The organism is Variovorax sp. CF313 (genome assembly GCF_000282635.1).
GTDB lineage: Bacteria > Pseudomonadota > Gammaproteobacteria > Burkholderiales > Burkholderiaceae_C > Variovorax.
In genome coordinates this window covers 13,919-38,960 of the sequence record NZ_AKIW01000011.1, presented here as the reverse complement: position 1 = coordinate 38,960, position 25,042 = coordinate 13,919, and the positions used below count along the sequence as shown (strand labels likewise).

General features: G+C 67.8%; 23 protein-coding genes. 12 read left to right on the top strand and 11 right to left on the bottom strand.

All coding sequences use genetic code 11. The features are described from left to right. The first annotated feature begins 9 nt into the window (after nt 1-9). A complete protein-coding gene (locus PMI12_RS03310; protein ID WP_007829105.1) occupies nt 10-711 on the top strand; it encodes a heme-copper oxidase subunit III family protein in 702 nt (233 codons plus the stop codon). An 8-nt stretch (nt 712-719) separates the two neighbouring features. Next, entirely contained in the window at nt 720-1,034 is a 315-nt protein-coding gene (locus tag PMI12_RS03305; protein ID WP_007829103.1) for a cytochrome C oxidase subunit IV family protein, read from the top strand. Nucleotides 1,035-1,058: 24 nt separating this feature from the next. Here the strand turns inward: PMI12_RS03305 and PMI12_RS03300 are convergent, their stop codons facing one another. The 4 genes from PMI12_RS03300 to PMI12_RS03285 all read right to left on the bottom strand — a co-directional run bounded on the left by PMI12_RS03300 (nt 1,059) and on the right by PMI12_RS03285 (nt 4,896). After that, nucleotides 1,059-2,684 (bottom strand): MFS transporter, encoded by a 1,626-nt coding sequence (locus tag PMI12_RS03300; RefSeq protein WP_007829101.1) that lies wholly within the window; start codon nt 2,682-2,684, stop codon nt 1,059-1,061. A gap of 29 nt (nt 2,685-2,713) precedes the next feature. Beyond that, nucleotides 2,714-3,484: an amino acid ABC transporter permease gene (locus PMI12_RS03295; protein WP_007829099.1), complete on the bottom strand. Its 771-nt coding sequence runs from the start codon at nt 3,482-3,484 to the stop codon at nt 2,714-2,716. Nucleotides 3,485-3,570: 86 nt separating this feature from the next. Further along, a complete protein-coding gene (locus PMI12_RS03290) occupies nt 3,571-4,329 on the bottom strand; it encodes a basic amino acid ABC transporter substrate-binding protein (protein WP_007829097.1) in 759 nt (252 codons plus the stop codon). A gap of 90 nt (nt 4,330-4,419) precedes the next feature. After that, complete coding sequence (locus PMI12_RS03285) at nt 4,420-4,896, bottom strand: Lrp/AsnC family transcriptional regulator (protein ID WP_007829095.1); 477 nt, start codon at nt 4,894-4,896, stop codon at nt 4,420-4,422. Nucleotides 4,897-5,072: 176 nt separating this feature from the next. On the opposite strand from PMI12_RS03285, the gene PMI12_RS03280 reads away from it, so the two are divergent. The 5 genes from PMI12_RS03280 (at nt 5,073) to PMI12_RS03260 (ending at nt 14,775) form a co-directional block, all read left to right on the top strand. Further along, on the top strand, nt 5,073-8,684 hold the full coding sequence (locus PMI12_RS03280; RefSeq protein ID WP_007829093.1) for an indolepyruvate ferredoxin oxidoreductase family protein: 3,612 nt from the start codon (nt 5,073-5,075) through the stop codon (nt 8,682-8,684). 284 nt (nt 8,685-8,968) lie between these two features. After that, nucleotides 8,969-9,304: a preprotein translocase subunit YajC gene (gene yajC / locus PMI12_RS03275; protein ID WP_007829092.1), complete on the top strand. Its 336-nt coding sequence runs from the start codon at nt 8,969-8,971 to the stop codon at nt 9,302-9,304. Between the two features lie 79 nt (nt 9,305-9,383). Further along, entirely contained in the window at nt 9,384-11,267 is a 1,884-nt protein-coding gene (secD, locus tag PMI12_RS03270; RefSeq protein ID WP_007829091.1) for a protein translocase subunit SecD, read from the top strand. A gap of 18 nt (nt 11,268-11,285) precedes the next feature. After that, nucleotides 11,286-12,239 (top strand): protein translocase subunit SecF, encoded by a 954-nt coding sequence (gene secF, locus PMI12_RS03265; RefSeq protein WP_007829090.1) that lies wholly within the window; start codon nt 11,286-11,288, stop codon nt 12,237-12,239. 157 nt (nt 12,240-12,396) lie between these two features. After that, nucleotides 12,397-14,775, top strand: a complete 2,379-nt coding sequence (locus PMI12_RS03260) for a DUF1631 family protein (protein ID WP_007829089.1) — start codon at nt 12,397-12,399, stop codon at nt 14,773-14,775. A gap of 19 nt (nt 14,776-14,794) precedes the next feature. On the opposite strand, the gene PMI12_RS03255 is transcribed toward PMI12_RS03260, so the two are convergent. The 3 genes from PMI12_RS03255 to PMI12_RS03245 form a co-directional block, all read right to left on the bottom strand. Next, a complete protein-coding gene (locus PMI12_RS03255) occupies nt 14,795-15,313 on the bottom strand; it encodes a DUF494 family protein (RefSeq protein WP_007829088.1) in 519 nt (172 codons plus the stop codon). Nucleotides 15,314-15,465: 152 nt separating this feature from the next. Further along, the gene (gene dprA / locus PMI12_RS03250; RefSeq protein ID WP_042672763.1) at nt 15,466-16,611 is read right to left on the bottom strand and encodes a DNA-processing protein DprA; all 1,146 of its coding nucleotides are present in this window, start codon (nt 16,609-16,611) and stop codon (nt 15,466-15,468) included. Between the two features lie 34 nt (nt 16,612-16,645). Further along, complete coding sequence (locus PMI12_RS03245) at nt 16,646-17,863, bottom strand: LysM peptidoglycan-binding domain-containing protein (protein ID WP_007829086.1); 1,218 nt, start codon at nt 17,861-17,863, stop codon at nt 16,646-16,648. Between the two features lie 159 nt (nt 17,864-18,022). On the opposite strand from PMI12_RS03245, the gene def reads away from it, so the two are divergent. Genes def through PMI12_RS03220 form a run of 5 tightly spaced genes read left to right on the top strand, consistent with a single transcriptional unit; the run spans nt 18,023 to nt 21,086 of the window. After that, nucleotides 18,023-18,541: a peptide deformylase gene (def, locus tag PMI12_RS03240; protein WP_007829084.1), complete on the top strand. Its 519-nt coding sequence runs from the start codon at nt 18,023-18,025 to the stop codon at nt 18,539-18,541. A 4-nt stretch (nt 18,542-18,545) separates the two neighbouring features. Continuing rightward, on the top strand, nt 18,546-19,055 hold the full coding sequence (locus PMI12_RS03235; RefSeq protein ID WP_007829082.1) for a hypothetical protein: 510 nt from the start codon (nt 18,546-18,548) through the stop codon (nt 19,053-19,055). Further along, nucleotides 19,052-20,011, top strand: a complete 960-nt coding sequence (gene fmt, locus PMI12_RS03230; RefSeq protein WP_007829080.1) for a methionyl-tRNA formyltransferase — start codon at nt 19,052-19,054, stop codon at nt 20,009-20,011. Before PMI12_RS03235 ends, fmt begins: the two co-directional genes overlap by 4 nt. Next, nucleotides 20,011-20,751, top strand: coding sequence for an AzlC family ABC transporter permease (locus PMI12_RS03225; protein WP_007829078.1), 741 nt, complete (start codon nt 20,011-20,013; stop codon nt 20,749-20,751). The genes fmt and PMI12_RS03225 overlap by 1 nt, the downstream gene beginning before the upstream one ends. Then, nucleotides 20,748-21,086 (top strand): AzlD domain-containing protein, encoded by a 339-nt coding sequence (locus PMI12_RS03220; protein WP_007829076.1) that lies wholly within the window; start codon nt 20,748-20,750, stop codon nt 21,084-21,086. Before PMI12_RS03225 ends, PMI12_RS03220 begins: the two co-directional genes overlap by 4 nt. 102 nt (nt 21,087-21,188) lie before the next feature. Here the strand turns inward: PMI12_RS03220 and PMI12_RS03215 are convergent, their stop codons facing one another. Genes PMI12_RS03215 through PMI12_RS03200 form a run of 4 tightly spaced genes read right to left on the bottom strand, consistent with a single transcriptional unit; the run spans nt 21,189 to nt 25,042 of the window. Continuing rightward, on the bottom strand, nt 21,189-22,163 hold the full coding sequence (locus PMI12_RS03215; RefSeq protein WP_007829074.1) for a Bug family tripartite tricarboxylate transporter substrate binding protein: 975 nt from the start codon (nt 22,161-22,163) through the stop codon (nt 21,189-21,191). Between the two features lie 49 nt (nt 22,164-22,212). Further along, the gene (locus PMI12_RS03210; RefSeq protein WP_007829072.1) at nt 22,213-23,178 is read right to left on the bottom strand and encodes an MBL fold metallo-hydrolase; all 966 of its coding nucleotides are present in this window, start codon (nt 23,176-23,178) and stop codon (nt 22,213-22,215) included. Then, nucleotides 23,175-23,393 (bottom strand): DUF2783 domain-containing protein, encoded by a 219-nt coding sequence (locus PMI12_RS03205; RefSeq protein WP_007829071.1) that lies wholly within the window; start codon nt 23,391-23,393, stop codon nt 23,175-23,177. The genes PMI12_RS03210 and PMI12_RS03205 overlap by 4 nt, the downstream gene beginning before the upstream one ends. Further along, entirely contained in the window at nt 23,390-25,042 is a 1,653-nt protein-coding gene (locus tag PMI12_RS03200; RefSeq protein ID WP_007829069.1) for an FAD-dependent oxidoreductase, read from the bottom strand. Before PMI12_RS03200 ends, PMI12_RS03205 begins: the two co-directional genes overlap by 4 nt.

The following is a 25,042-nucleotide window of genomic DNA, read 5'->3' as shown; positions in this document are numbered from 1 at the left end:
GAGGCATCCATGAACAACACCGCAACCATCGCGGCAACGCCGTTGAATCCGACCCTTGCCGCAAGCGGCTGGCGCGGGCTGATTGCCGACTGGTCTTCCGATCGCCAGGCGTTCCACGTCTCGTGGGGCAAGGCGATGATGTGGATCTTCCTGCTCAGCGACACCTTCATCTTCAGCTGCTTCCTGACCGGCTACATGACGGTGCGCGTCTCGACCACCGTGCCGTGGCCCAACCCGAGCGAGGTGTTCGCGCTCCACGTGGCGGGCGCCGACGTCCCGTTGCTGCTGATCGCGATCATGACCTTCGTGCTCATCAGCAGCAGCGGCACGATGGCGATGGCCGTCAATTTCGCCTACCGCCGTGACCGCGTGAACGCCGCCACGCTGATGATCGTGACTGCGACCCTCGGCGAACTCTTCGTCGGCATGCAGGCCTTCGAGTGGTCCAAGCTGATCCTGCATGAAGGCGTGCGGCCCTGGGGCAACCCGATGGGCGCGGCGCAGTTCGGCTCGACCTTCTTCATGATCACGGGCTTTCACGGGCTGCACGTGTCGGCCGGCGTGGTCTTCCTGTTCACCGTGGCCTTCAAGCTGATCCGCGGCGACTACGACAAGAAGGGCAACTACCAGATCGTCGAGATCGCCGGGCTGTACTGGCACTTCGTGGACCTCGTGTGGGTCTTCATCTTCGCGCTGTTCTATCTCTGGTGAGGACGACCATGAACCCTGACACCGGCCAACAACATCCGATCGGCCTCTATCTCAAGATCTGGGGGCTGCTGTTCGTGCTCAGCACGATGTCGTACCTGGTCGACTACTTCCATTTCCATGGGTACCTGCGATGGACCCTGATCATTGTCTTCATGCTGCTGAAGGCGGGGCTGATCGTCTCGGTCTTCATGCACATGGCCTGGGAGCGGCTGTCGCTGGTCTATGCCATCCTGGTGCCGCCCCTGTGCCTGCTGGTCCTGGTGTGGTTGATGGCGGCGGAGGCCGGCCACACCTTCCTGACACGGATGACGTTCTTCCACTGATAGCGGCGCGGGCGGCGGCCCGGCTCAGCGCCGCACCACGTAGCGCGTGACCACCGGCGGCGACTCGCCCAGGTGGAACGCCAGCCGGCGCTCGCGCAGCGCCATGTCGCTCGCGGTGGCGCGGTTGAAGCGGCGCAGGTGATCGGTCCACGATTCGTCGACGATCTGCTCCACATAGCGTTCCGGCTGCGCAATGTCGTGCAGCAGCTCCCAGCCGATGGCGCCCTGGCTCAGGCGCGCACGGCGGGTCTGCTGCATCACGAGGTGGAAGGCGGGGGCGCGGGCCGGGTCGATCATGAATTCCACTGTGATGACCACGCGGCCGTCTTCCTGCGGCGCCTCGGCGGGCGGGCCGGCGGCCCAGCCGGCCTGGGCGGGGCTGGTGTCGTCCTCGCCGCTCACGTCGGTCACCCAGCGCAGCGCGGCGAGCATCAGCAGCGTGCCGCTGACGGCAGCCACGCACAGGCTGGCGACCAGCGTGGTGACCGTGGCCACCTGGCCCCAGAGCGCTGCGCCGATCGCGCTCGCGCCCATGATCGCCATCTGGTACATCGACATGCCGCGCGCGCGCACCCAGTCGGGCAGCGCGAGCTGGGCCGACACCGACAGCGAATTGGCCACCGTGATCCATGCCATGCCGCCGAAGAACATCGCCGGCACCGCGACCCATGCATTCGGCGCGAAGGCCATGACGGCGGTGGCGCCCGACTGCAGCAGCGTGCCGCGCAGCACCAGCTGGTCGCGCCCCATCGCCTGGCGCAGTCGCGGCAGGAACAGCACCGCGACGATCGCGCCCGAGCCCATGGCCGCCAGCAGCAGCGTGAAGGTGCCGGCGCCGCCGCCCTCGAGGTTGCGCGCCAGCAGCGGCAGCAGCGCCAGCAGCGCGGTCGAGTGGAAGAAGAAGATCGAGATGCGCGTGAGCACCGCGCGCATGCGCTGCGACTGCCGCACGAACTGCACGCCCACGCGCATCGCGCTGACGAGCTTCTCGCGGCCCAGCGGGTTGGGTGTGTGCTCGCGCCGCCAGCGCAGCACCACGAAGCCCGAGGCCACCGACAGCACCGCGTTCAGCGCGAACACCCACACGGTGCCTGCGCTCGCGATCAGCATGCCGGCCGTGAGCGGGCCGACGATGCGCGAGGCGTTCATCGCGATGCCGTTCAGGCCCAGCGCGGCCGGCAGCTGCGGGCGCGGCACCAGCTCGGGCACGATGGCCGCAAACACCGGCCAGCGCAACGCCAGGCCGATGCCGTTGGCGAAGGTCAGCGCCAGCAGCAGCGGCGCGGTCATGAGGTCGAGCGCCAGCGCCGCGCACAGCACGATGGCCGTGCCGGCCAGCCAGAACTGCGTGGCCACCAGCCAGCGCCGGCGGTCCAGGATGTCGGCCAGCGCGCCGCTGGGCAGGCCCAGCAGGAACACCGGCAGCGTGGAGGCCGACTGCACCAGCGCCACCCAGATCGGCGAGGTGGTCAGCGAGGTCATCATCCACGCGGCGGCCACGTCGTTCATCCACATGCAGATGTTGGCGACGAGCCAGGTGCTCCACAGCATGCGGAACACGGGAAGCTGGAGCGGCACGAGGGCCGCGAGCTTCGCCGGCTGCGGCCGCACGGGCGGGATGGGCGTCTCTTCGGGGGATATGGGTGGCATGTGGCGCTATTTTGGCGCGCCCGCCGCCGTCATCCCCTGTCGCTGCGCGCGAGGCGGTGTTCGAGGCGGCGAAGAAGCGTCGTCAGCACCAGCGTCATCACCCAGTAGATGACCGAGATCGCGAGGTACGGCTCCCAGTAGCGCGCGTAGGCACCCGCCACGGTGCGCGCCGCGTACGCCAGCTCGGCCAGGCCGATGGCCGAGACCAGCGACGTGTCTTTCAGCAGCGCGATCGCGTTGTTGCCAAGCGGCGGCAGCATGCGGCGGAAGGCCTGCGGCAGCACCACGTAGCGCATCACCTGCGCGGGCGAGAAGCCGATCGAGCGGCCCGCATCGAACTGTCCGCGCGAGATCGACTGGATGCCGGCGCGGAACACCTCGGAGATGTAGGCCGCCGAATTGAGCGTGAGCGCCACCACGCCGGAGATGAGCGCGCCGTGCTCCTGCTTGAGCGTGCGCGCGAGCTCGCCGTCGATCAGGATGCCCGTCGTCGGGTGGATGAATACCGGCATCACCGCGAAGTGGATCAGCAGGATCTGCACGAACAGCGGCGTGCCGCGGAAGAAGCTCACGTACACAGTGGCCGGCCAGCGCAGGAAGAAGCGCGCGACCCAGGTCCACGGTGCGTGGCGCGGATGCGCGAGCCGAGCGAGCGCGAGGCACAGGCCCCAGCTCGAACCCAGCAGCACGCACACCACGGTCATGCGCAGCGTCATCCAGGCGCCTTGCCAGAACAGGTCCTTGTATTCGACCAGGATGTCCCATCGGAACCATCCGAAAAGAAGAATTGGTTGTTCCATCTATCGCCTCCGCTTCATCGCGTCAAACTCAAAAAACAAACGGCCGCATCGTGGCGGCCGTGATCGGATCACAGGTGGGGTGCGGCTCAGTGGACGTTCGGGTCCTTGTTGAACCACTTCTTGTAGATCGTCGCGTAGCTGCCGTCGGCGCGGATGGCCGCGAGGCCGGCCGTGAGCTTGTCGAGCAGGGCCTTGTCGCCCTTCTTCACGACGATGCCGAAGCCCTCTTCGGGGAAGGACTTGTCGTCCAGCGTCTTCAGGTCGGGGTTCTGCGCCACGCGATAGGCGATGACGCCGTTGTCGCCCATGGCGGCATCGACGCCGCCGCCGGCCAGCTCGGAAATGATGAGCGGCGTGCTCTCGAAGCGGCGGATGTCGGGGTTGGTCTTGCCGAACTCGCGCGAGGCGATGTCGTCGGCGGTGGAGGCGCTGACCACGGCGATCTTCTTGCCGGCCAGGTCCTTCAGCGAGGCGACCTTGCTGTTCTTCGGCAGCGCGATCAGCTGGCGGGCCGCGAAGTACGGCGGCGTGAAGTCGTAGCTCTGCTTGCGCTTCTCGTTGATGGTGACGCCCGAGATCACGAGGTCGACGTCGCCGTTGTTCAGCGCGCCGAAGATGCCGGTGAAGGGCGTGTTGACGATCTTGATCTTCAGGCCCTGCTGCTTCGCGATGGCGTTGATGATGTCGATGTCGAAACCGACGATCTGCTTGTCCTTGTTCTCGAAGGCGAAGGGCGCGTAGGTGGCGCTGGAGGCCACGGTGAGTTCGCGGTTCTGGGCCTGGGCACTGAATGCGAGCGTGGCGGCAGCGAGGCCGAGGGCCAGGGCGCGGCGGAGGGAGTTCATTCGGGGGTCCTTGTTTTTCGCCGTCCGGCGGGAGGTGGTGGGCGGGGATTTTAGGCTGTCGCTATCGGGCGGCCGCGTCGCCGCATGCACTCAGCGTGCCAGATGCCCCAGCGGCAGCGCGCTGCTCGCCTTCACCTCGCCCAGCGAGAAACTGGTGTGCAGGTCCTTCACATTCGGCAGGTTCATCAATTGCTGGCGCGCAAAGGACGAGAAGCTGTCGAGATCCTGCGCCACCACCTGGAGTTCGAAGGTGCCGGTGCCGCTGATGTAGTGGCAGGCCACCACCTCGGGCATCCTGCGGATCGCGTCCTCCAGCTTGCGGGTGGCCTCGTGGGTGACGCGCTCGGTGTCCACGCGCACGAAGGCAAGTACGCCGAGCCCGATCTTGTGGCGGTCGATCTCGGCGTGGTAGCCCTTGATGACGCCTGCCTCCTCGAGTGCCCGCACCCGGCGCCAGCAGGGCGCGGCCGAGAGCCCCACGCGTTGCGCAAGCTCGGCATTGGTGAGGCGACCGTCGGCCTGCAGTTCTTGCAGAATTGCGAGGTCGAACTTATCGATGCTTTCCATTGGTGAGGATTTTAAGCAAGATTCTTTCTGGAAGCCGCTTTTTCGAGGCAAAGAACGCAAACACCTGTCGCCAACCCCGGCATACACTTTGCGTGACCATGGGCTCGCGCCCTACCGGGCACAGACCCAAGCAATCAGCCAGGCCCACAAGGCCCTGCCATACGGAGACAGACACCATGAACGCCCCGCTGCCCGAGCACATCCGCAAGGCGCTAGAAACCGTCACGCTCGACGACAAGTACTCCCTCGACTACGGCCGTGCCTTCATGAGCGGCGTCCAGGCCCTCGTGAAGCTGCCCATGCTGCAGCAACTGCGCGACAAGCAGGCTGGCAAGAACACCGCCGGCTTCATCAGCGGCTACCGCGGCTCTCCGCTTGGCGGCTACGACCAGGCGCTGTGGAAGGCAAGCAAGTTCCTCAAGGAACGGAACATCGTCTTCCAGCCCGGCGTGAATGAAGAGCTGGCGGCCACCGCACTGTGGGGCACCCAGCAGCTGGGCTTCTCGCCCGCGGGCACCAACAAGTTCGACGGCGTGTTCGGCATCTGGTACGGCAAGGGCCCGGGCGTGGACCGCTGCTCCGACGTCTTCAAGCACGCCAACATGGCCGGCACCACCGAATTCGGCGGCGTGATCGCGGTGGCGGGCGACGACCACATCTCCAAGAGCAGCACGGCCGCGCACCAGAGCGACCACATCTTCAAGGCCTGCGGCACGCCGGTGTTCTTCCCCACGAGCGTGCAGGAAATCCTCGACCTGGGCATCCATGCCTTCGCCATGAGCCGCTTCTCGGGCGTGTGGTCGGGCATGAAGACGATCCAGGAGATCGTTGAGTCGAGCGCCACGGCCATGATCGACCCCGAGCGCGTCGAGATCGTCATCCCCACCGACTTCGAGATGCCGCCCGGCGGCCTGCACATCCGCTGGCCCGACCATGCGCTGGAGCAGGAAGCCCGGCTCATGCACTACAAGTGGTATGCCGCGCTGGCGTACATCCGCGCCAACCGGCTGAACCACAACGTGATCGAGGGCCCGAACGACCGCTTCGGCATCATGGCCAGCGGCAAGGCCTTCAACGACACGCGCCAGGCGCTGATCGACCTGGGCCTGGACGACGCGGCCTGCCGCCAGCTCGGCATCCGCCTGCACAAGGTGGGTGTGGTGTGGCCGCTCGAGGCGCAGCTCACGCGCGAATTCGCCACCGGCCTGCAGGAGATCCTGGTGGTCGAGGAGAAGCGCCAGGTCATCGAATACCAGCTCAAGGAAGAGCTCTACAACTGGCGCTCCGACGTGCGCCCCAACGTGGTCGGCAAGTTCGACGAGGGCGAAGTGCACGCGGCCGAGGGCTACTCGGGCGGCGAATGGTCGATGCCCAACCCGACCGCGCACACCCTGCTGCGCGCCAATGCCGACCTGAACCCCGCGCTGATCGCCAAGGCCATCGCCTCGCGCCTGAAGAAGACCGGCCTGCTGGCCGCCGCCGGCGCCGACATGGCCGCGCGCATCGATGCCCAACTCGCCATCCTCGAAGCCAAGGAACGCGCGATGGTGGTGCAGCAGGCCTCCACCAGCGTGGCCGACGCCACGCGCCAGCCCTGGTTCTGCTCGGGCTGCCCGCACAACACCAGCACCGTGGTGCCCGAAGGCTCGCGCGCCATGGGCGGCATCGGCTGCCACTTCATGGCGACCTGGATGGACCGCTCCACCATCGGCTTCACGCAGATGGGCGGAGAGGGCGTGCCATGGGTGGGCCAGCAGCCCTTCACCACCGACCAGCACATCTTCGCGAACCTGGGCGACGGCACGTACTTCCACAGCGGCCTGCTCGCCATCCGCCAGAGCATCGCGGCGGGTGTGAACATCACCTACAAGATCCTCTACAACGACGCGGTCGCCATGACCGGCGGCCAGCAGGTCGGCGAGCGGCCGGAAGGCCACTCGGTGCTGCAGATTGCCGAGAGCCTGCATGCCGAGGGCGCCGCGAAGGTCGTGATCGTGACCGACGAGCCCGAGAAGTACGAGGGCGTGCACATCCCCGGCGACCATGTCCAGGTGAAGCACCGCGACTTGCTCGACGAGGTGCAGCGCGAGTTCCGCAAGATCCCCGGCACCACGGCCATCATCTACGACCAGACCTGCGCGACCGAGAAGCGCCGCCGCCGCAAGCGGGGCACGGCCGTCGATCCGGCCAAGCGCGTGGTCATCAACGAGCTGGTCTGCGAAGGCTGCGGCGACTGCAGCGTGCAGAGCAACTGCCTGTCGGTCGAACCGCTGGAGACCGAGTTCGGCCGCAAGCGCACCATCAACCAGAGCAGCTGCAACAAGGACATGAGCTGCCTGAAGGGCTTCTGCCCGAGCTTCGTCACCGTCGAAGGCGGCCAGCTCAAGAAGAAGGGCAAGAACAAGGGCGCCACGCCGGCCGAGTTCGGCCTGCTGCCCGAGCCCGCGATTCCGTCGCTGGTCGGCGGCAAGGTCTGGGGCGTGGTGGTAGCGGGCGTCGGCGGCACCGGCGTGATCACCATCGGCCAGCTGCTCGGCATGGCGGCGCACATCGAGGCCAAGGGCATCGTCACGCAGGATGCGGCCGGCCTCGCGCAGAAGGGCGGCGCCACCTGGAGCCACGTGCTCATCGGCGACACGCAGGACGACATCCGCACCACGCGCGTCGGCACCGCGGCGGCCGACCTGATCCTGGCCTGCGATCCGCTGGTCACGGTCAACGGCGAAACCATGGCGCGCATGCGCGAAGGGCGCACGCACGTGGCGCTCAACAGTCACAGCTCGCCGACGGCGGCTTTCGTGCGCAACGCCAACTGGCAGAACCCCGAAGACGCTTGCGCCGCCGAGATCGCGCGCGCCGTGGGCGTCGACGGCATGGGCACCTTCGACGCCGATGCCGCCGCCACCACGCTGATGGGCGACAGCATCTACGTCAACCCGATGATCCTGGGCTACGCCTGGCAAAAGGGCTGGATCCCGCTGGCGCACGAGTCGCTGATGCGCGCCATTGAACTCAACGCCGTGGCCGTCGAGAACAACAAGACGGCGTTCGAATGGGGCCGCCAGGCGGCGGTGCGTCCTGAGGAGCTGCAAAAGCGCGTGCGTCCCGGCCAGGTCATCGAGTTCAAGAAGCGCGAATCGGTCGAAAGCCTGGTCGCGCGCCGCGTCGAGTTCCTGACCGGCTACCAGAACGCCGCCTACGCCGACGAATACAGGCAGTTCGTCGGCAAGGTGCAGCACGCCGAATCGGCCGCCGGCAAGAGCACCGCGCTGACCGAAGCGGTTGCGCGCTATCTGTTCAAGCTGATGGCCTACAAGGACGAGTACGAAGTCGCCCGCCTGCACACCGATCGCAGCTTCCTCGACCGCGTCGAAGGCATGTTCGAGGGCGACTACAAGCTCAACTACCACCTGGCGCCGCCGCTCATCGCGAAGAAGGACGCCAAGGGGCAGCTCCAGAAGCAGAAGTTCGGCCCCTGGATGCTCACGGGCTTCCGCTTCCTCGCGAAGCTGAAGGGCCTGCGCGGCACGGCGCTCGACATCTTCGGCCGCACCGAGGAGCGCAAGACCGAGCGCGCGCTGATCGGCGAGTACCGCGCCAGCATCGAGGAAGTGATCGGAGGCCTGCGCGCGGACAACCACGCGCTGGCGCTGGAAATCGCGGCCCTGCCCGAGCAGATCCGCGGTTACGGCCACGTGAAGGATCGCAACCTGGCGGCGGCCCGCACCCGCTGGAGCGAGCTGATGGCCAAGTGGCGCAATCCGCAGGGGCAGCGCGCGGCGGCCTGATCTTCAAGGCTGGTCGACCATGCAACGGGCGCCCGATGGGCGCCCGTTGCTATTCAAAACATAGCAAAACGGCGCGCAATCCTCTGCCCGGAAAGCCCTCCCGGCCGCGCCGGATAAGCGCGCGGAGCGGTCATCTGCGCCGAATACAATGGCCGGTGCTGTGCGCGGCCAAGCCGCGCCGCGCTTTGACTTGCGGTCCGCCTCCTTCGCGGCCGCGAAGCCCAAGGAACCGCGGGCACGTCCTGCGCTCCCATCGTTTTCTCTTTCCTCTGCTGGAGACTCTCTTGTTCATTTCCTCTGCTTTCGCCCAGACCGCGCCCGCTGCAGCCGGCGGCGGTGACATGTTGTCCTCCCTCGGCAGCATGCTGCCGCTGGTGCTGATGTTCGTGGTGCTGTACTTCGTCATGATCCGGCCCCAGATGAAGCGCCAGAAGGAAGCCCGCGCCATGATCGAGGCCCTGGCCAAGGGCGACGAAGTCGCCACCGCCGGCGGGGTGCTCGGCAAGATCACCTCGATCGGCGACCAGTACCTCGGCCTCGAAATCGCCAACGGCATCGAGATCAAGATCCAGCGCAGCGCCGTGGTGCAGGTCTTGCCCAAGGGCGCCGTCAAGCAATAAAAGCGTGAGCTGAACCTTGCGCCTTGCGGCGCAGGGCCCCAATTCACGCCGTGTTCCGTTTCAGAAAAAGCGCTTTCTCATGAACCGTTACCCGGTCTGGAAGTACGCGATCATCGTGGTCGTGTTGCTCGTGGGGCTCATCTACGCCCTGCCCAATTTCTTTGGCGAGGCGCCTGCGGTGCAGGTGTCGGCTGCGAAGTCGACCGTCAAGATCGACGCGTCGACCCGGGCCAGGGTGCAGGAGCTGCTCAAGACGGCCGGCCTCACGCCCGAACTGCTGAGCCTCGAACCCACCGCGGTGCGGGCGCGGTTCGCCACCACCGACGACCAGATCAAGGCGCGCGATACGCTGCAGCAGGCCCTGGTGCCGAACGCGGACGAACCCTCCTACGTGGTGGCGCTGAACCTCGTGTCGCGCTCGCCCTCGTGGCTGACCGCGCTGCACGCCTTCCCGATGTACCTGGGCCTCGACCTGCGCGGCGGCGTCGACTTCCTGCTGCAGGTCGACATGCGCGGCGTGCTCGACAAGAAGGCCGAATCCTTCGCCGGCGACATCCGCATGGGGCTGCGCGAGAAGAAGGTGCGCGGCAGCGCCGTGAACCGCAACGGCCAGACCGTCGAAATCACGCTGCGCGACGCCGACAGCGTGGAAACCACCCGGCGCCTGATCCAGGACACGATGCCGGACCTCAGCACCGTCGAGAGCCAGCAGGGCACCGAATGGCGCATCGTGGCCAGCATCAAGCCCGAGGCCGCGCGCCGCATCCAGGACGCGGCGCTCAAGCAGAACGTCACGACGCTGCACAACCGGATCAATGAACTCGGCGTGGCCGAACCCGTGATCCAGCAGCAGGGCATCGACCGCATCGTCGTGCAACTGCCCGGCATGCAGGACCCGGCCCAGGCCAAGACCATCATCGGACGCACCGCCACGCTCGAAATGCGCATGGTGGACGAAAGCGCCGAAGGCCGCTCGGCTGAACTGAGCGGTGGGCCGGTGCCTTTCGGTTCCGAGAAATTCCTCGATCGCCAGGGCCGTCCGGTGATCGTGAAGAAGCAGGTGCTCGTCACCGGCGAGAACCTCACCGACGCGCAGCCCGGCTTCGACCAGCAGAGCAACCAGCCCAAGGTCGACCTGACCATGGACTCGAAGGGCGGCACCATCATGCGTGACGTGAGCCGCGAGAACTACAAGAAGCGCATGGCCATGCTGATCTTCGAGAAGGGCAAGGGCGAAGTGCTCACGGCCCCGTCGATCAACGGCGAACTGGGCAACCGTTTCCAGGTGTCAGGTTCGATGACCGTGTCCGAAGCCAACGACCTCGCGCTGCTGCTGCGCGCCGGCTCGTTGGCCGCGCCGATGGAAATCATCCAGGAACGCACCATCGGCCCGACGCAGGGTGCCGAGAACATCAAGAAGGGCTTCGACAGCGTGATGTACGGCTTCGCCGCGATCATGGTGTTCATGTGCATCTACTACGCGCTGTTCGGCCTGTTCTCGTCGATCGCGCTGGCCGTCAACCTGATGCTGCTGGTGGCCATTCTCTCGATCCTGCAGGCCACGCTCACGCTGCCGGGCATCGCGGCCATGGCGCTGGCCATCGGCGTGGCAATCGACTCCAACGTGCTGATCAACGAGCGCGTGCGCGAGGAACTGCGCAACGGGGCGTCGCCGCAGGCGGCGATCCATGCGGGCTACGAACGCGCCTGGGGCACCATCCTCGACTCCAACGTGACCACGCTGATCGCGGGTATCGCGCTGCTGGCCTTCGGCTCGGGTCCGGTGCGCGGCTTTGCGGTGGTGCACTGCATCGGCATCGTCACCTCGATGTTCTCGGCCGTGTTCTTCTCGCGCGGCCTCGTGAACTTCTGGTACGGCCAGAAGAAGAAGCTCAAGACGGTGTCCATCGGCACGGTGTGGCGGCCGAAGACCGACGGCGCGGCCGTGGCCGAAACCAAGTAAGAGGCAGAAGAGACAGCCATGGAATTCTTCCGCATCCACAAGACCATCCCGTTCATGCGCCACGCGCTGGTGCTGAACATCATCTCCTTCGTCACCTTCGCGCTGGCGGTGTTCTTCCTGTTCCACCGCGGGCTGCACCTGTCGGTGGAGTTCACCGGCGGCACGGTGATGGAAGTGGCATACACACAGTCGGCCGACGTCGGCAAGGTGCGCGACATCGTCGGCAGGCTGGGCTACACCGAAGTGCAGGTGCAGAGCTTCGGCAAGTCGGTGCAGATCCGCCTGCCCGTGAAGAAGGGCGTGACCTCCGCCCAGCAGAGCGCACAGGTGATGGACGCGCTGAAGGTGGCCGAGCCGACGGTGGAGCTGCGCAGCAACGAATTCGTCGGCCCGCAGGTCGGCGACGAACTCACCACCAATGGCCTGAAGGCCCTGGGCATGGTGGTCGTCGGCATCATGATCTACCTGGCGTTCCGCTTCGAGTGGAAGTTCGCGCTGGCCACCGTACTGGCAAACCTGCACGACGTGGTGATCATCCTGGGCTTCTTCGCCTTCTTCCAGTGGGAGTTCTCGCTGGCGGTGCTGGCGGCGGTGCTGGCGGTGCTGGGCTATTCGGTGAACGAATCGGTCGTGATCTTCGACCGGATCCGCGAGAACTTCCGCCGCTACCGGAAGATGTCGACCACCGAGATCATCGACAACGCGATCACCTCGACCATCAGCCGGACCATCATCACCCACGGCTCCACCCAGCTGGTGGTGCTGTCGATGTTCTTCTTCGGCGGCCCGACCCTGCACTACTTCGCGCTGGCGCTGACCATCGGCATCTGCTTCGGCATCTACTCGTCGGCCTTCGTGGCGGCGGCGATCGCCATGTGGCTCGGCGTGAAGCGCGAAGACCTCATCAAGGGCGGCCCGGCCAAGCGCGACGGCGAATCCGAGGACGACCCGAACGCCGGCGCCGTGGTCTGACGGATACTTCGGGGTTCAACACAGCGGCGGCGGCCCGGCTGCCACCGCGGTTCGCATGCAACGCCGGGCGCTCTCCGCACTTGTGCGGTGGCGCTTCCCGATGCAAGCTCGCAGTTGTTGCCGACGAATCGACCATCCTGGCCTTCCCGACTTTTCAATGAGCATTGCGCGGTCCGCCTCTTCCCTGCAGCTCGCACGCGAGACGCGTGAGCGTTTCGTATCGGCCACCGAGGGCGCCATTGCGCCGCTGGCCGGCGCGATCCGGGACCGGTTGACGGCCCTGGCCTCCGAGGTCGGCAACGCCCGTTCCATGCAGGAAAACCGCGACGACTTCGTCGCGTTCCAGGGCCACGCCACGCAATGGGTGACGCTCGCGCAGGCCGGCTGGCGCAAGGCGCTGGGCACCACATCCGGCGCCATGACCGCGCCTGCGGCGCTGCGGCTCGAACTGATCGGCAATGAAGTAGTGGAGAGCAACATCCTCTCCTCGCGCCTCGCGCAGATGATCCACGACAAGGCCAGCTTCGAGCTCAGCGACCTGCGCCTGCGCATCCAGCACCTCGAAGGCACGACCGAGCTCGACGCCAAGGACGTGCTCAAGCCCGAGACGCTGGCCAAGCTGCTGGTCGACCAGTGGCTGGCGGCAGGCCTGAGCCGCGGGTTGTGGGCCCGTGTGCAGGACACGGTGCAGCAGGGGCTGGTCGAGGTGATCGTCAAGGCCTACGAGAGCGCCAATGCCTATCTGATCGCCAATGGCGTGATGCAGGAGATCGATCTCAAGAGCTTTGTCCGGCGCACGGGCAATGCAGGCGGCGGCGGATCGGGCGTCGCGCCGGTCGACAGCGGCATGACCGGCGGTTCTACCATTGCGCAGCGCCCCGGGTACGGATTCGAAGGACATCAGCAGGCGTCCATGCCCTCGACCATGGCGCCCACGTCGACCACCGGCGGCTCGCCGCTGATGATCGCGCGGCAACGTGCGCAGACCGCACTGCTGAGCCTCAAGCGCTTCGTGACTGCGCGCATCGGCGGCGACGCGGGCGGTGCCGCCGCACAGTTCCAGGCCGGGGGTGCGGAAGGGCGCGCCACGGGCGGCGGCGGCCAACCGGGCCAGGGCGGCGGTGCGGCGCCCCGCGTGTTCTCCAGGACCTTCGCCGGCGCCATCGCCGACGCCGAGGTCGCCTACCGGATGGCCGCCACGCAGTACATGGATGGCGCGGGCGAACAGGCCACGCTGATCCAGCAGACCGCCGTCGACCTGCGCCGGCGCTCCACCGAACTCAAGAAGCGCGCGCCCACCACGGCCGACAAGGCCACGGTCGAGATCGTGGCGCTGATGTTCCAGGCCATCCTGGCCGAAGAGCGCATTCCGTTCTCGGCGCGCGTGTGGTTCGCGCGCCTGCAGATGCCGGTGCTGCGCGTGGCCATCGCCGAGCCCGAGTTCTTCGGCACGCTGCAGCACCCCGCGCGCATGCTGATCGACCGCATGGGCTCCTGCGTGATGGGCTTCGATGCGGCCGCCATCACCGGCAGCGCGCTCGAAGGCGAGATCCGCCGCGTCGTGCAGGTGATCGAGCAGTATCCCGAAACCGGCCAGCGCGTGTTCAAGCTGGTGTTCGACGAATTCGTCGCCTTCCTCAACCGCTACCTGACCCAGAGCGACACCACGCAGCGCGTGATGAGCGTGGCGCAGCAGGTCGAGCAGAAGGAGACGATGGCGATCCAGTACACCATCGAGTTGCGCAAGATGCTCAACGACATGCCGGTGCGCGACGAGATCCGGGAGTTTCTCTTCAAGGTCTGGGCCGAGGTTCTCGCCATTGCCGCGCTGCGCTACGGCGCGCAGGGCGAACAGACCGTGATGCTCAAGCGCGTGGCTTCGGAGCTGGTATGGGCCGCGAGCGCCAAGCCCAACCGAACCGACCGCGCCCGCGTGATCCAGGACCTGCCGCAGCTGCTGCAGCGACTGCGCCAGGGGATGGCCCTGCTCGGCATCGTGGACGAGCCGCAGGAGGCGCACATCAAGACCATCGGCGCCACGCTGTCCGACGCCTTCCTGTCGAAGACCGAGGCGATCCCGCAGGCCAAGATCGAGGCGATGGCCGAGCGGCTGGCACACCTGGAAGATTTCGTGACCGACGTGGGCGGCACCGCCGATCTGCCGCTCGATGCCCACAGCATCGAGCTGCTGCTGGGCGTGGATGCGGCCTCGATCGAGGTCATTCCCGACGCCGCCGGCACCAAGGTGCCCGAGGACATGCTCGCCTGGGCGCATGAGCTGCAGGTGGGCAACTGGTTCATGCTGGACCACAACGACCGCGTGAGCCAGGTGCAGTTCGTCTGGCGCAGCGATCGCAAGCAGCTGCACCTGTTCGCGTCGTCGGATGGACGCAGCTTCCTGATCCAGGCGGGGCGGCTGGCGACCTACCTGCAGGCCGGGTTGCTGGTGCCGGCGGAAGAAGAAACGCTCACGGTGCGTGCCACGCGCGAAGCGCTGGCGAAGCTGGATGCGAATCCCGAGCGGCTGCTGAACTAGCAGCCAGCTCCTGCGGCGCCTAGTGTGCCGTGCGGCCCTCGCGCGACTCGCAGAGCTCGTCGAGCACCAGCGCATCGGGTTCGATGCCCGTGCTCCAGTGCACCATCAATACGATGATTTTCAACTCGTCGAGTGCGACCGGGTCGCCGGGCGCCGCCATGGCACGCTCGACGACGATCTCGCGCAGGCCGCAGGGCAGCACGTTCGACGATTCGAGAAAGCGGATGAAGCCGAGGCACTCGGCGCCGAGGTGCTCCTGCTCGGCCTGCGAGTAGATGCGCATCGCATCGGCGGACTGCGGCATGGCCGCTTCGGGGGTGCCCCGGAGAACGACCGTGGCGCTGCCCTCGTCGTTGGCGCTGCGCTCGATCTGCATGCCTTGCGTGGCAAGGCTCAGGCCGTCGAGCCAGTGAAGGGCCTCGCGGATTTCCTCTGCCTCGAAGCCGTGTGCGCTGAGCTTGCGGCCCAGCTGATCGGGTTCGGGACAGGCATCGCCGCGCCAATAGTTTTCGTACACAAAAACAAGCACTTCGAACATGAGCCCAATATAGCCCAGTAAGGTGGCTCACCCCCAGGCTTCGTGCACTTCGTGTCACTTCTCCTTCCCCCTGCCGGGGGCGGGCCGGCCGCTTCGGGCGGCCGTGCGCGGCGGCCCCCGCAAAAAAAAGGGCGCGGCCTGGGGCCCGGGAATCAGCCGATGGCCGTTCTCTGGAAGAGGCCGCCGGGCAGGCGTGCGATATGGCCGTCCAGCTCGAGCTCGAGCATCTTCGCCTGGAGTGCCGCGGCGCTCCAGCCGGTGCGCGCGCTGAGGGCATCGAGACTCACGGGGTCGTGGCCGAGAGCCTCCAGAAGCGGGTCTTCGTCGGTGGCGACGGCAGCCGTGCTTCCATTTCCGGACGCGGGCGTCGCCGCCGCTCGCGGCTGCAGGGGCGGCAGCTCTTCGAGAATGTCGTTGACCGATTCCACGAGCTTCGCGCCCTGGCGGATCAGCGCATGGCAGCCGCGCGATTGCGGCGAATGGATCGAGCCCGGGATCGCAAACACTTCCTTGCCCTGCTCCGACGTGAGCCGCGCCGTGATCAGCGAGCCCGACTGCAGCGCCGCCTCGACCACCAGCGTGCCGCGTGCCAGCCCGGCGATGAGCCGGTTGCGCTTCGGAAAATTCTGCGTGAGCGGCGGCGTGCCCAGGGGCAGCTCGCTCACGATCAGCCCCTGCAGCGTGATGCGGTGCGCCAGGTCGCGGTGCCGCGCGGGGTAGACCCGGTCGAGCCCCGTGCCCACCACGGCCACGGTTGCGAGCCGGGGCGCATCGCCGGCCGCATCGAGCGCGCCCTGGTGCGCCGCGCCGTCGACGCCCAGCGCGAGGCCCGACACCACGGGCAGCCCCGCCTCGCCCAGCGCCCGCGCGAAGCTGCGCGCGTTGGTGGCGCCCTGCGGCGTCGGATTGCGGCTGCCCACGACGGCGATGCTGTGGCCGAGTTGCGTGAGGTCGAAGTCCGCGGCACCGAGCACGTAGAGCATCAGCGGCGGGTCGGCCATTTCAAGCAGCGAGGCCGGATAGCCGCTGTCGCCCAGCGTCACAATGCGGCGCGAGACGCCGCCATCGGCCGCCTGCAGCCATTGCCAGGTCTGGTCGATCTGCGCCTGCAGGCCGGGAGGCGGCTGCAGCAGCGCTTCGGCCTGGGCCAAGGAGACGACCTCGCGCAGCGCGGCAGGGGGCTGCGCAAAGATGCCGTCGGGCAGCCCGAAGGCCGCGAGCAAACGGCGTGCGGCACCGTCACCGATGCCGGGCGTCAATGAAAGCCGCAGCCAGCCTGCGAGTTCTGCGCGTTCCAAACGAATGTGCGAGGAATGAAGCCGGGGTCGCTGGTCAGGGGTTGACGAGGAAGTCGCCGGCGCGCGGAGTGTCGTTGATTTCGAGCACCAGCGCGTAGGACACCTTCTCGAAGGTGCGGAACACCATCAGCAGGCCGATGCGTTCGTTCGGCAGCTTGATGGTTTCCTTGCGGGCGCCGGTGCGGTCGAGGATGGTTTCGCCGTTCTTCAGGATGGCCAGCACATGGCCGTTGTCGATGCCGTCGCGCGTGCCCTTGTTGATGGCCACCACCTGGTTCTGTGCCGCGAACTGCACCGCGTTGCCATAGACCGACACGATGCGGCCGTCCACCTGGGTGGAGGGCGCGCGCGGCGCGTAGCTCAGCAGCTGGCGCGGCGGCTCGGGCAGCAGGCGGTCGCCGGCGCGCATTTCCTCGCGCGACGCGACGATGTCGATGCTGGCGGGCACCACCGTGATGACGTCCTTGTCTTCCACCGTCTCGACCGTGGTCGACTCGCCGCGCTGCAGCCGGGCCTTGCCCAGGTACTGCGCCTCGTAGCCGAGGATTTCGCCCGTGCCCGGGTCCTTCAGCGGCGTGGCGTTGCGGAAGATCCGGAAGTTCTGCACCGGTCCCGGCACCTCGACCAGCGGCGCTTCGGCGCTGCCGCGGGCATAGGCCCGGTCGCCGCGCGACAACAGGACGCGGCTGTCGTTGCCCGCGACGATGCGCGGCGCGCTTTCCAGCGTGCCGGCGTCCACCACGATGGGTTCGCTGAGGAAGGGCTCGATGATGCTCGGGTTGAGCGTGGGCAGTGCCATGCCGGCCAGCGAGTCGAAACGGGTGCGAGGTGACAGCTTGATGGTTCCGCCGTCGCCGCTGAAGCCGCCGCGGCGGGTGGTCAGGCGGGCGCGGCCGCCGCTCTTGTCCAGGTAGAGCACCTGGCCCGGATAGATCCGGTGCGGGTTGGCGATTTCATTGATGTTCATGCCCCACAGCTCCGGCCAGCGCCAGGGGCGCAGCAGGTAGAGGCGGGAGATGGCCCAGAGCGTGTCGCCGGGCTTGACGGTGTATTCGTCCGGCGCCTTGGGCGACAGTTCGCTCAGCGGCACGCCGGCCTGGGCGGTCTGCTGCGCCGTGGCGCGCTGCTGCGGGGTGACGGGGTAGTTCTGGGCCCAGGCTGTCGTGGCGCCGCAACTGCCGATGACCGCCAGGGCTGTCAGCGTGGCGAGGAGGGAGGGGCGCTGGCGTTCGGTGAGTCTGAGCTTTTTCATGTCTGGATGGGTGAGCGCCCACGGTAGCGCGGCGCATACGAATCTCACAATTTGCTACGAATTCTGCGCTGAAGCCCTTTGGAGGGCAACGATTTCGGGCTCCTGCGGCGCCTTGAGTCGCGGAATTGGCGAAAATAGCCACAACTTTCCCCCGATTTCATGGCCAAACGAATCATTCTGAGTTACCCGGACAAACGCCTGCACACGGTGGCCAAGCCGGTGCAGGGCGTCGACGCGCGCGTCAAGGCGCTGGTCGCCGACATGCTGGAAACCATGTACGACGCCAGCGGCATCGGCCTGGCGGCGACCCAGGTCGACGTGCACGAGCGCGTCGTCGTCATCGACATTTCCGAGGAGCGCAACCAGCCGATCGTGTTGATCAACCCCGAGATCATCTGGGCCAGCGACGAGAAGGTGCTGAACGAAGAGGGCTGCCTCTCGGTGCCCGGCATCTACGACGGCGTGATGCGATCCACCTCGGTCAAGGTGCAGGCGCTCGACGAGAACGGCGAGTCGCGCACCATCGAGGCCGACGGCCTGCTCGCCGTGTGCATCCAGCACGAGCTCGACCACCTGCTGGGCAAGGTGTTCGTCGAGTACCTTTCCCCCCTGAAACGCAACCGCATCAAGAGCAAGCTGCTCAAGCAGCAGCGCGAAGACCTGCGCGAACGGGCCTGATCCCATGCGCGCACGCGGTTTCGGTTCCCTTGCCGCACAGGCGGTCGTCGCCGTCGCCACCCTGGGTCTTGCCGGCTGCGCCAACGAGCCCACGCGCGTCCAGCCGGGCGCCACGGCCGCCGACACCCTGCAGCGCCTGGGCGCGCCCACGGGCCGCTACCCGCTGACGGGCGGCGGCGAGCGGCTGCAGTACTCGCGCATGCCGGCCGGCTTCGAGGTGACCGACATCGATGTCGACGCCTCGGGCAAGGTGGTCTCGGTGACGCAGGTGCTCAGCGAGGCGCGCTTCGGCCAGGACATCAAGGTCGACCAGTGGCGCCAGAACGATGTGGTGGCCTTCTACGGCCGCCCCTATGAAATCACCCGCGTCAGCTCCTTCGACGGTGTCGTCTGGAACTGGCGCTACAAGGCCGTGAACGAGCGCCGCATGCTGTACATCTACATCGATCCGACCGGCGTGGTCCGGCGCTATCACACGGGGGACGATCTCGAGCTCGATCGGATCCGCGATTGAGCCGCCTCAGAGTCGTTTTCGCGGGCACGCCCGAGTTCGCGCGCGTCGCGCTGGAGGCCATTGCCGCCGCCGGCCATGACGTGGTGCTGGTAATGAGCCAGCCCGACCGGCCCGCCGGCCGCGGCATGAAGCTGCAGGCGTCGCCCGTCAAGCAATGCGCGGTCGCCAACAATTGGCCCGTGGCCCAGCCGCGCAGCCTGCGGCTCGATGGCAAGTACCCCGACGAAGCCTCGGCCGCGCGCGACACCCTGCTGGCCGCCAGGCCCGACGTGATGGTGGTCGCGGCCTACGGCCTGATCCTGCCCCAGTGGGTGCTCGACCTGCCGGTGCACGGCTGCCTCAACATCCATGCGAGCCTGCTGCCACGCTGGCGCGGCGCCGCGCCGATCCACCGCGCCATCGAGGCCGGCGACGCACGGACCGGCATCACCATCATGCAGATGGACGCCGGGCTCGACACCGGCGACATGCTGCTGCGCGAGGCCGTCGACATCGGCGACGACAACACCGCCCGCCTGCACGACCGGCTGGCCGAACTGGGCGCAAGGATGATCGTCGAGGCGCTTGCGGATATCAGCGCGCTCGTGCGCACGCCGCAGCCGGCCGAAGGCGTCACCTACGCCAGCAAGGTCGAGAAGCACGAGGCGTTGATCGACTGGGCCCAGCCGGCCGACGCCATCGTGCGCCGCATCCGCGCCTTCGACCCCTTTCCCGGCGCCAACAGCCCGCTCGATGGCGAGACCATCAAGCTCTGGGCGGCCCATGCGGTGCCGTCACCCATGGCATCGGCCGCGCCGGGCACGATCCTCGCCGTCAGCGATGCCGGCGTGGCCGTGGCGGCGGCTGCCGATTCGGTTGTCGCCGTCACCGAACTCCAGCGGCCGGGCGGCAAGCGCCTCGCCGTGGCCGATTTCCTGCGCGGCTTCGACCTGAAGCCCGGGCAGGTGTTCGGCTGATGTTTCTCTCGCAAAGCATCCGCGGCCGACCGGAATTCCGCATCGGCATGCGCGACATGTCTCCGGTGGCGCTCGGCATCGGCGCCTGGGGGCTGATGACCGGCGTGGCCATGGTCAAGTCGAACATGAGCGTGCTCGAGGCCGTGGCGATGACCCTGCTGGTCTATGCGGGCAGCTCGCAGCTCGCGGCCATTCCGCTGCTGTTCGCGGGCGCGCCGGCCTGGGTGATCCTGGCCACGGGCTTCTGCGTCAACCTGCGCTTCGTGGTGTTCAGCCTGCACCTGCGCCCCTACCTCATGCACATGCCGCGCTGGCGCCGCATGCTGCACGGCTACCTTACGGCGGACATGAGCTACGCGCTCTTCACCAAGAAGTACCCGAAGCCGCCGCTGACCATCGCCGAGCAGGAAGCCCAGGAGGCTTACCTCACCGGCAATTACTTCATCACCTGGTGCGCCTGGATGGGCATGAGCCTGCTGGGCGTCGCGCTGGCCAACTTCATTCCGCAGAAATGGGGCCTGGGCTTCGCGGGCGTGCTGAGCCTGGTGGCCATCGTCTGCTCGATGGCGACCACGCGGCTGCGCGTGCTGGCCGGGCTGATCGCCGGCGCCACGGCCGTGGCGGCCTATGCGCTGCCGCTGAAGCTCAACATCGTGGCCGCCATCGGCGTGGCCGTGCTGCTGTGCTTCTGGCTCGAAAAGCAACTCGGCCTCGATCCCACGGCGGAGGACGACAAGTGAGCGCGACCACGGACTGGTGGACCCTGGGCGTGATCGTCGGGCTTGCGCTCGTCACCGTGCTCACGCGCTGCTTCTTCTTCATCCTCGACCGGCCCTGGGGCCTGCCCGATTGGGCGCACCGCGCGCTGCACTACGCGCCGGCCGCCGCGCTCGCGGGCGTGATCGCGCCCGAGATCGTCATGACGCAGGGCCACCTGATCACCACGCTGCACGACGCCCGCCTGTATGCGGCGGTGGTTGGCGCCGCCTACTTCTACTGGCGGCGCGGCGTGCTCGGCACGATGCTCGCGGGCATGGCGGTGTACCTGCCGCTGCACCTCGGGCTGGGCTGGTAGGCGGCCGCCGCCGGGCCGCCCCAAGGCGGGCCGCGCCTCCCCCTCGGGGGGTGGAGTTACACGCAGCGAAGCGAAGTGAAAAGCCGGGGGGCTCCCGGTTCGTCAATCGAGCTTCACGCCGGCCGTCTTGATGATGTTGCCCCAGCGCTCGCTCTCCGCGCGAGACAGCTTGTAGAAGTCCTGCGGCGTCCCCGGCAGCGCCTCGAAGCCGAAGTCCGCGAACAGCTTCACCACCTTCGGCGCCTTCATCGCCTTGCGCAGTTCTGCGTTGAGCCGCGCCACCGCTTCCGGCGGCATGCCGGCCGGGCCGATCAGGCCGTGGAAGGCGTAGGCGTTGACGTCGCTGAAGCCGGCCTCGACGAAGGTCGGCACCTCGGGCAGGGCGCCCGCGCGCTGCGGCAGCGCGATGGCCAGCACCCGCACCTTGCCCGACTTGATGATCGGCAGGCCCGAGGCCAGGTCCAGCATCATCGTCGGCACCTGGCCGCCCATCACGTCGGTCATGGCCGGTGCGGCGCCCTTGTACGGCACGTGCGTGATGCTCAGCCCGGCCTTCTGCTTGAAGAGTTCCATCGCCATGTGGTGCGGCGAGCCGTTGCCGGGCGAGGCGTAGCTCACCTTGTCGGGGTTGGCCTTCACGTAGCGCACGAACTCCGCCACGTTCTTCGCGGGAAAGTCGGGGTGCACCGCCAGCGCCACCGGAAAGCGGCCGATGGTGCCGATGTAGGTGAAGTCGCTCGCGGGCTTGTAGGGCAGCTTGGCGAACATGTGCTCGTTGAAGAGCAGCGCGGCGTTCTCCGCCTGCATGATGGTGTAGCCGTCGGGCTTGGCCTGCATCATCACGCCCACGCCGATGTTGGTGGAGGCGCCCGGCCGGTTGTCGATGATGAGCGGCTGCCCGAGCGACGGCTGCATCGCCTCGGCCAGGGTGCGCGCCAGGTTGTCGGTGCCGCCGCCGGCCACGTAGGGCACGATCCACTTGATCGGCTGGGCGGGGTAGGCCGCCGGCTGCGCCGATGCGAGGCCGGTGGCCAGCGCGAAGGCCGAGGCCAGCAGGGGAAGAAAAAATCGCTTCATCGTCTCTTGTCTCCGTTGCTTGTTTTGAAATCTTCGAAATCGGTCCGGCTCACTCGCCGCGCAGGACCTGCCATAGCTCGCGGTCGCGTTCGGCGGTCCACACCACCGGGTGCTCGATGCCGCGCAGCTCGTCGTAGGCGCGCGAAACGTCGAAGGGCAGCACGTGCTGGAACACCGGCCAGTCGCCGAAGCGCGGCGTCATCGCCGCCTCGGCGCGCGCGAAGCAGCCCTTGAGCGTCTCGCCCGCCGCGATTCCGGCCTTCACGCTCTCCAGCAGCGTCGAGAGGAATGCCTTGGTGAGCGCGATCGCCTCGGCGCATGCGGCCTCGTCCTGCAGCACCGCGCCACGGCCTGGCACCAGCACGCGCGGCTTCAGAGCCGCCACCGCGTCGAGCGTGCCGGCCCAGTCGCCGATGTAGGCGTCGCCGGCATACACGCCGCAGCGGTTCTCGACCACGTCGCCCGAAAAGAGCACGCCGCAGTCGGGCAGCCACGCGACCGCATCGCCGCCCGAGTGGCCCCGGCCCAGCGACATCAGCCGCAGCTCGCGGCCGCCGCCCAGCGGCAGCGTGGTCTCGCGATCGAAGACCGTCGTGGGAATGGTCAGGCCCGGTATTTCCTCGACGCCCGCGAACAGGCGCGGAAAGCGGCCGACCTCCGAATCGAAATCGGCCTGGCCGCGCGTGCGAATCCAGTAGAGCGTGCCGCTGCTGGCGACGATGTCGCGCACCTCGTCGAAGGCGCTCGCGCCCATCACGCGCACCGCGTGGTAGTGCGTGAGCACGATGGTGCGGATCGGCTTGTCGGTCACCGTGCGGATGGCTGCGAGGAAGTCGCGCGCCATGCGCGGCGTGGGGCGCGTGTCGATCAGCACCACGTGCTCGTCGCCGACGACGAAGCCGCAGTTGGGATCGAAGTCGCTGATGTAGCCATAAGCGCCGGGGCCCAGCTCCTGCAGCCGGGGCTTCTGCTCGCGCGTGTCGGAGGCGGATGCGAAGGAAACGGTCGTGGTCATGGGGTGTTGTCGTCGTCCGTTGTCGTCGTGGGTTCTTCTTCGGCTGCCGCGCGGATGCAGGCGAGCAGCACGTCCTGGTCGGCGCACTGGTTGGCCAGCAGCAGCACGAGGCGCGCGTTGAGGTCGGCGCTCTGCGCCTCGCTGCGGCCTTCGTGGGCGGCGAGCAGCGCGGCGTAGAAGCCGTCGGGGTCGGGGATGCGGGGCTCGGTGATCATGGGTTGCGCTCGTTGGCGGCCAGTGCGGTGCGCACGGCGGAGGCGACGGCCTGGGGCGTGGCGTTCGCCAGCACCGCGGCTCGGTAGGCGTCGGGACGCACGAGCACGAAGCTGCCCGCGTCGCCAGCGCCGAGATGGGCCGCGAGCTTCTCGTCGGCCTGCAGCGTGGGCAGGCCGCTGTCGCCGCCCACGGCCAGCAGGCGCAGCGGCAAGGAGGCCGTGGCGTCGAGCGCCGCCATCGCCTGCCCGCGCGTCGGCGCGAACCACAGGCCGATGCAATGCGTGCCCTCGGCCAGCAGCTGCATCAGCGTGGTCTCGCGGCCGTCGGACCAACACAGCGGCAGGTTCTGCACCGAGCGCGCGCCTTCGGGCAGCAGCGGCGCGGCGGGGTAGTCGTTGGCGACCGACATGCGGCCGGTGTTCACCAGCGCCCGCGCGAAAGGATGGCGCGCCGCTAGCGCGACCACCGCGCGGCGCAGCGTGTGCTCGGCCGGCGAGCGCGGCGCGAGGAAGCGCGCCGAGCGGCTCGTCACCTGCAGGTTCTGCTTCGCGGCGGGCTGGCGCTCGGCGTCGTAGCTGTCGAGCAGCGCATCGCCAGCCTTGCCCTGCGCGACCAGCGCGAGCTTCCAGCCGAGGTTGGCCGCGTCCTGGATGCCGCTGTTGCCGCCGCGCGCGCCAAAGGGGCTCACCACGTGCGCCGCGTCGCCGATGAAGAACACGCGGCCGTGGCGGAAGCTGTCGAGCAGGTGGTCGCGGTAGCCGTAGGGGCCGATCCAGACGAACTCGAACTCCACGTCCGGCCCGAGCTGCTCGCGCAGCCGTGCCCCCGCCACCTCGGGCTTGCTGATGTAGGCGGTGTCGCAGTCCTCGGGCATCTGGTAGTCGATGCGCCAGACGCCGTCGGCCATCAGGTGCTGCCACACGCCGCGGCCCTCGTTGAAGGGCGCGTCCACCCAGGTCCAGCGCTCTGTAGGCAGCGGTTTCTTGAAGCGCACGTCGCTGATGCACCAGCGGTCGGTGCTGCGCGAGGAGTGCGCATCGATGCCGAGCTGCGTGCGGATCGCGCTGTTGGCACCGGTGGCGTCGATCAGCCGGTCGGCCTCGATGGTGTAGCTGCCGGCAGGCGTCTCGACTTCCAGGCGCACGCCGTCGGCGAGCTGCTCCACGCGCGTGACGCGGTTCTTCCAGCGCAGGTCGGTCAGCCCGAGTTCGATGATGCGGTCGACCAGGAACCACTCGATGTAGAACTGCTGCAGGTTGACGAAGGGCGGCTGCTTCGAGACGCTGTTGGCCTGCAGGTTGAAGTTGTAGACCTCCTGCTCGCCCGAGAAGGTGCGCCCGAAGGACCAGGTGATGCCCTTGGCCGCGATGCGCTCGTAGATGCCCAGGCGCTCGAAGATCTCCAGGCTCTTCTGCGCGTAGCAGATGCCGCGCGAGGAGGCGCCGCGCACGCCGACGGTGTCGTCCTCGTCCAGCAGCACGGCGCGCATGCCGCGTTGCGCCAGGTCGCAGGCCAGCGTGAGGCCCGAGGGGCCGGCGCCGACGATCACGATCGGATGGCGCGCGGGCTTCGTGTTGCCCAACTCGGGCGGTGGCGTGAAGGGCCAGGCCGGCAGTTCGTAGGCCGGCGCGAAAGCGACGTTTTCCAT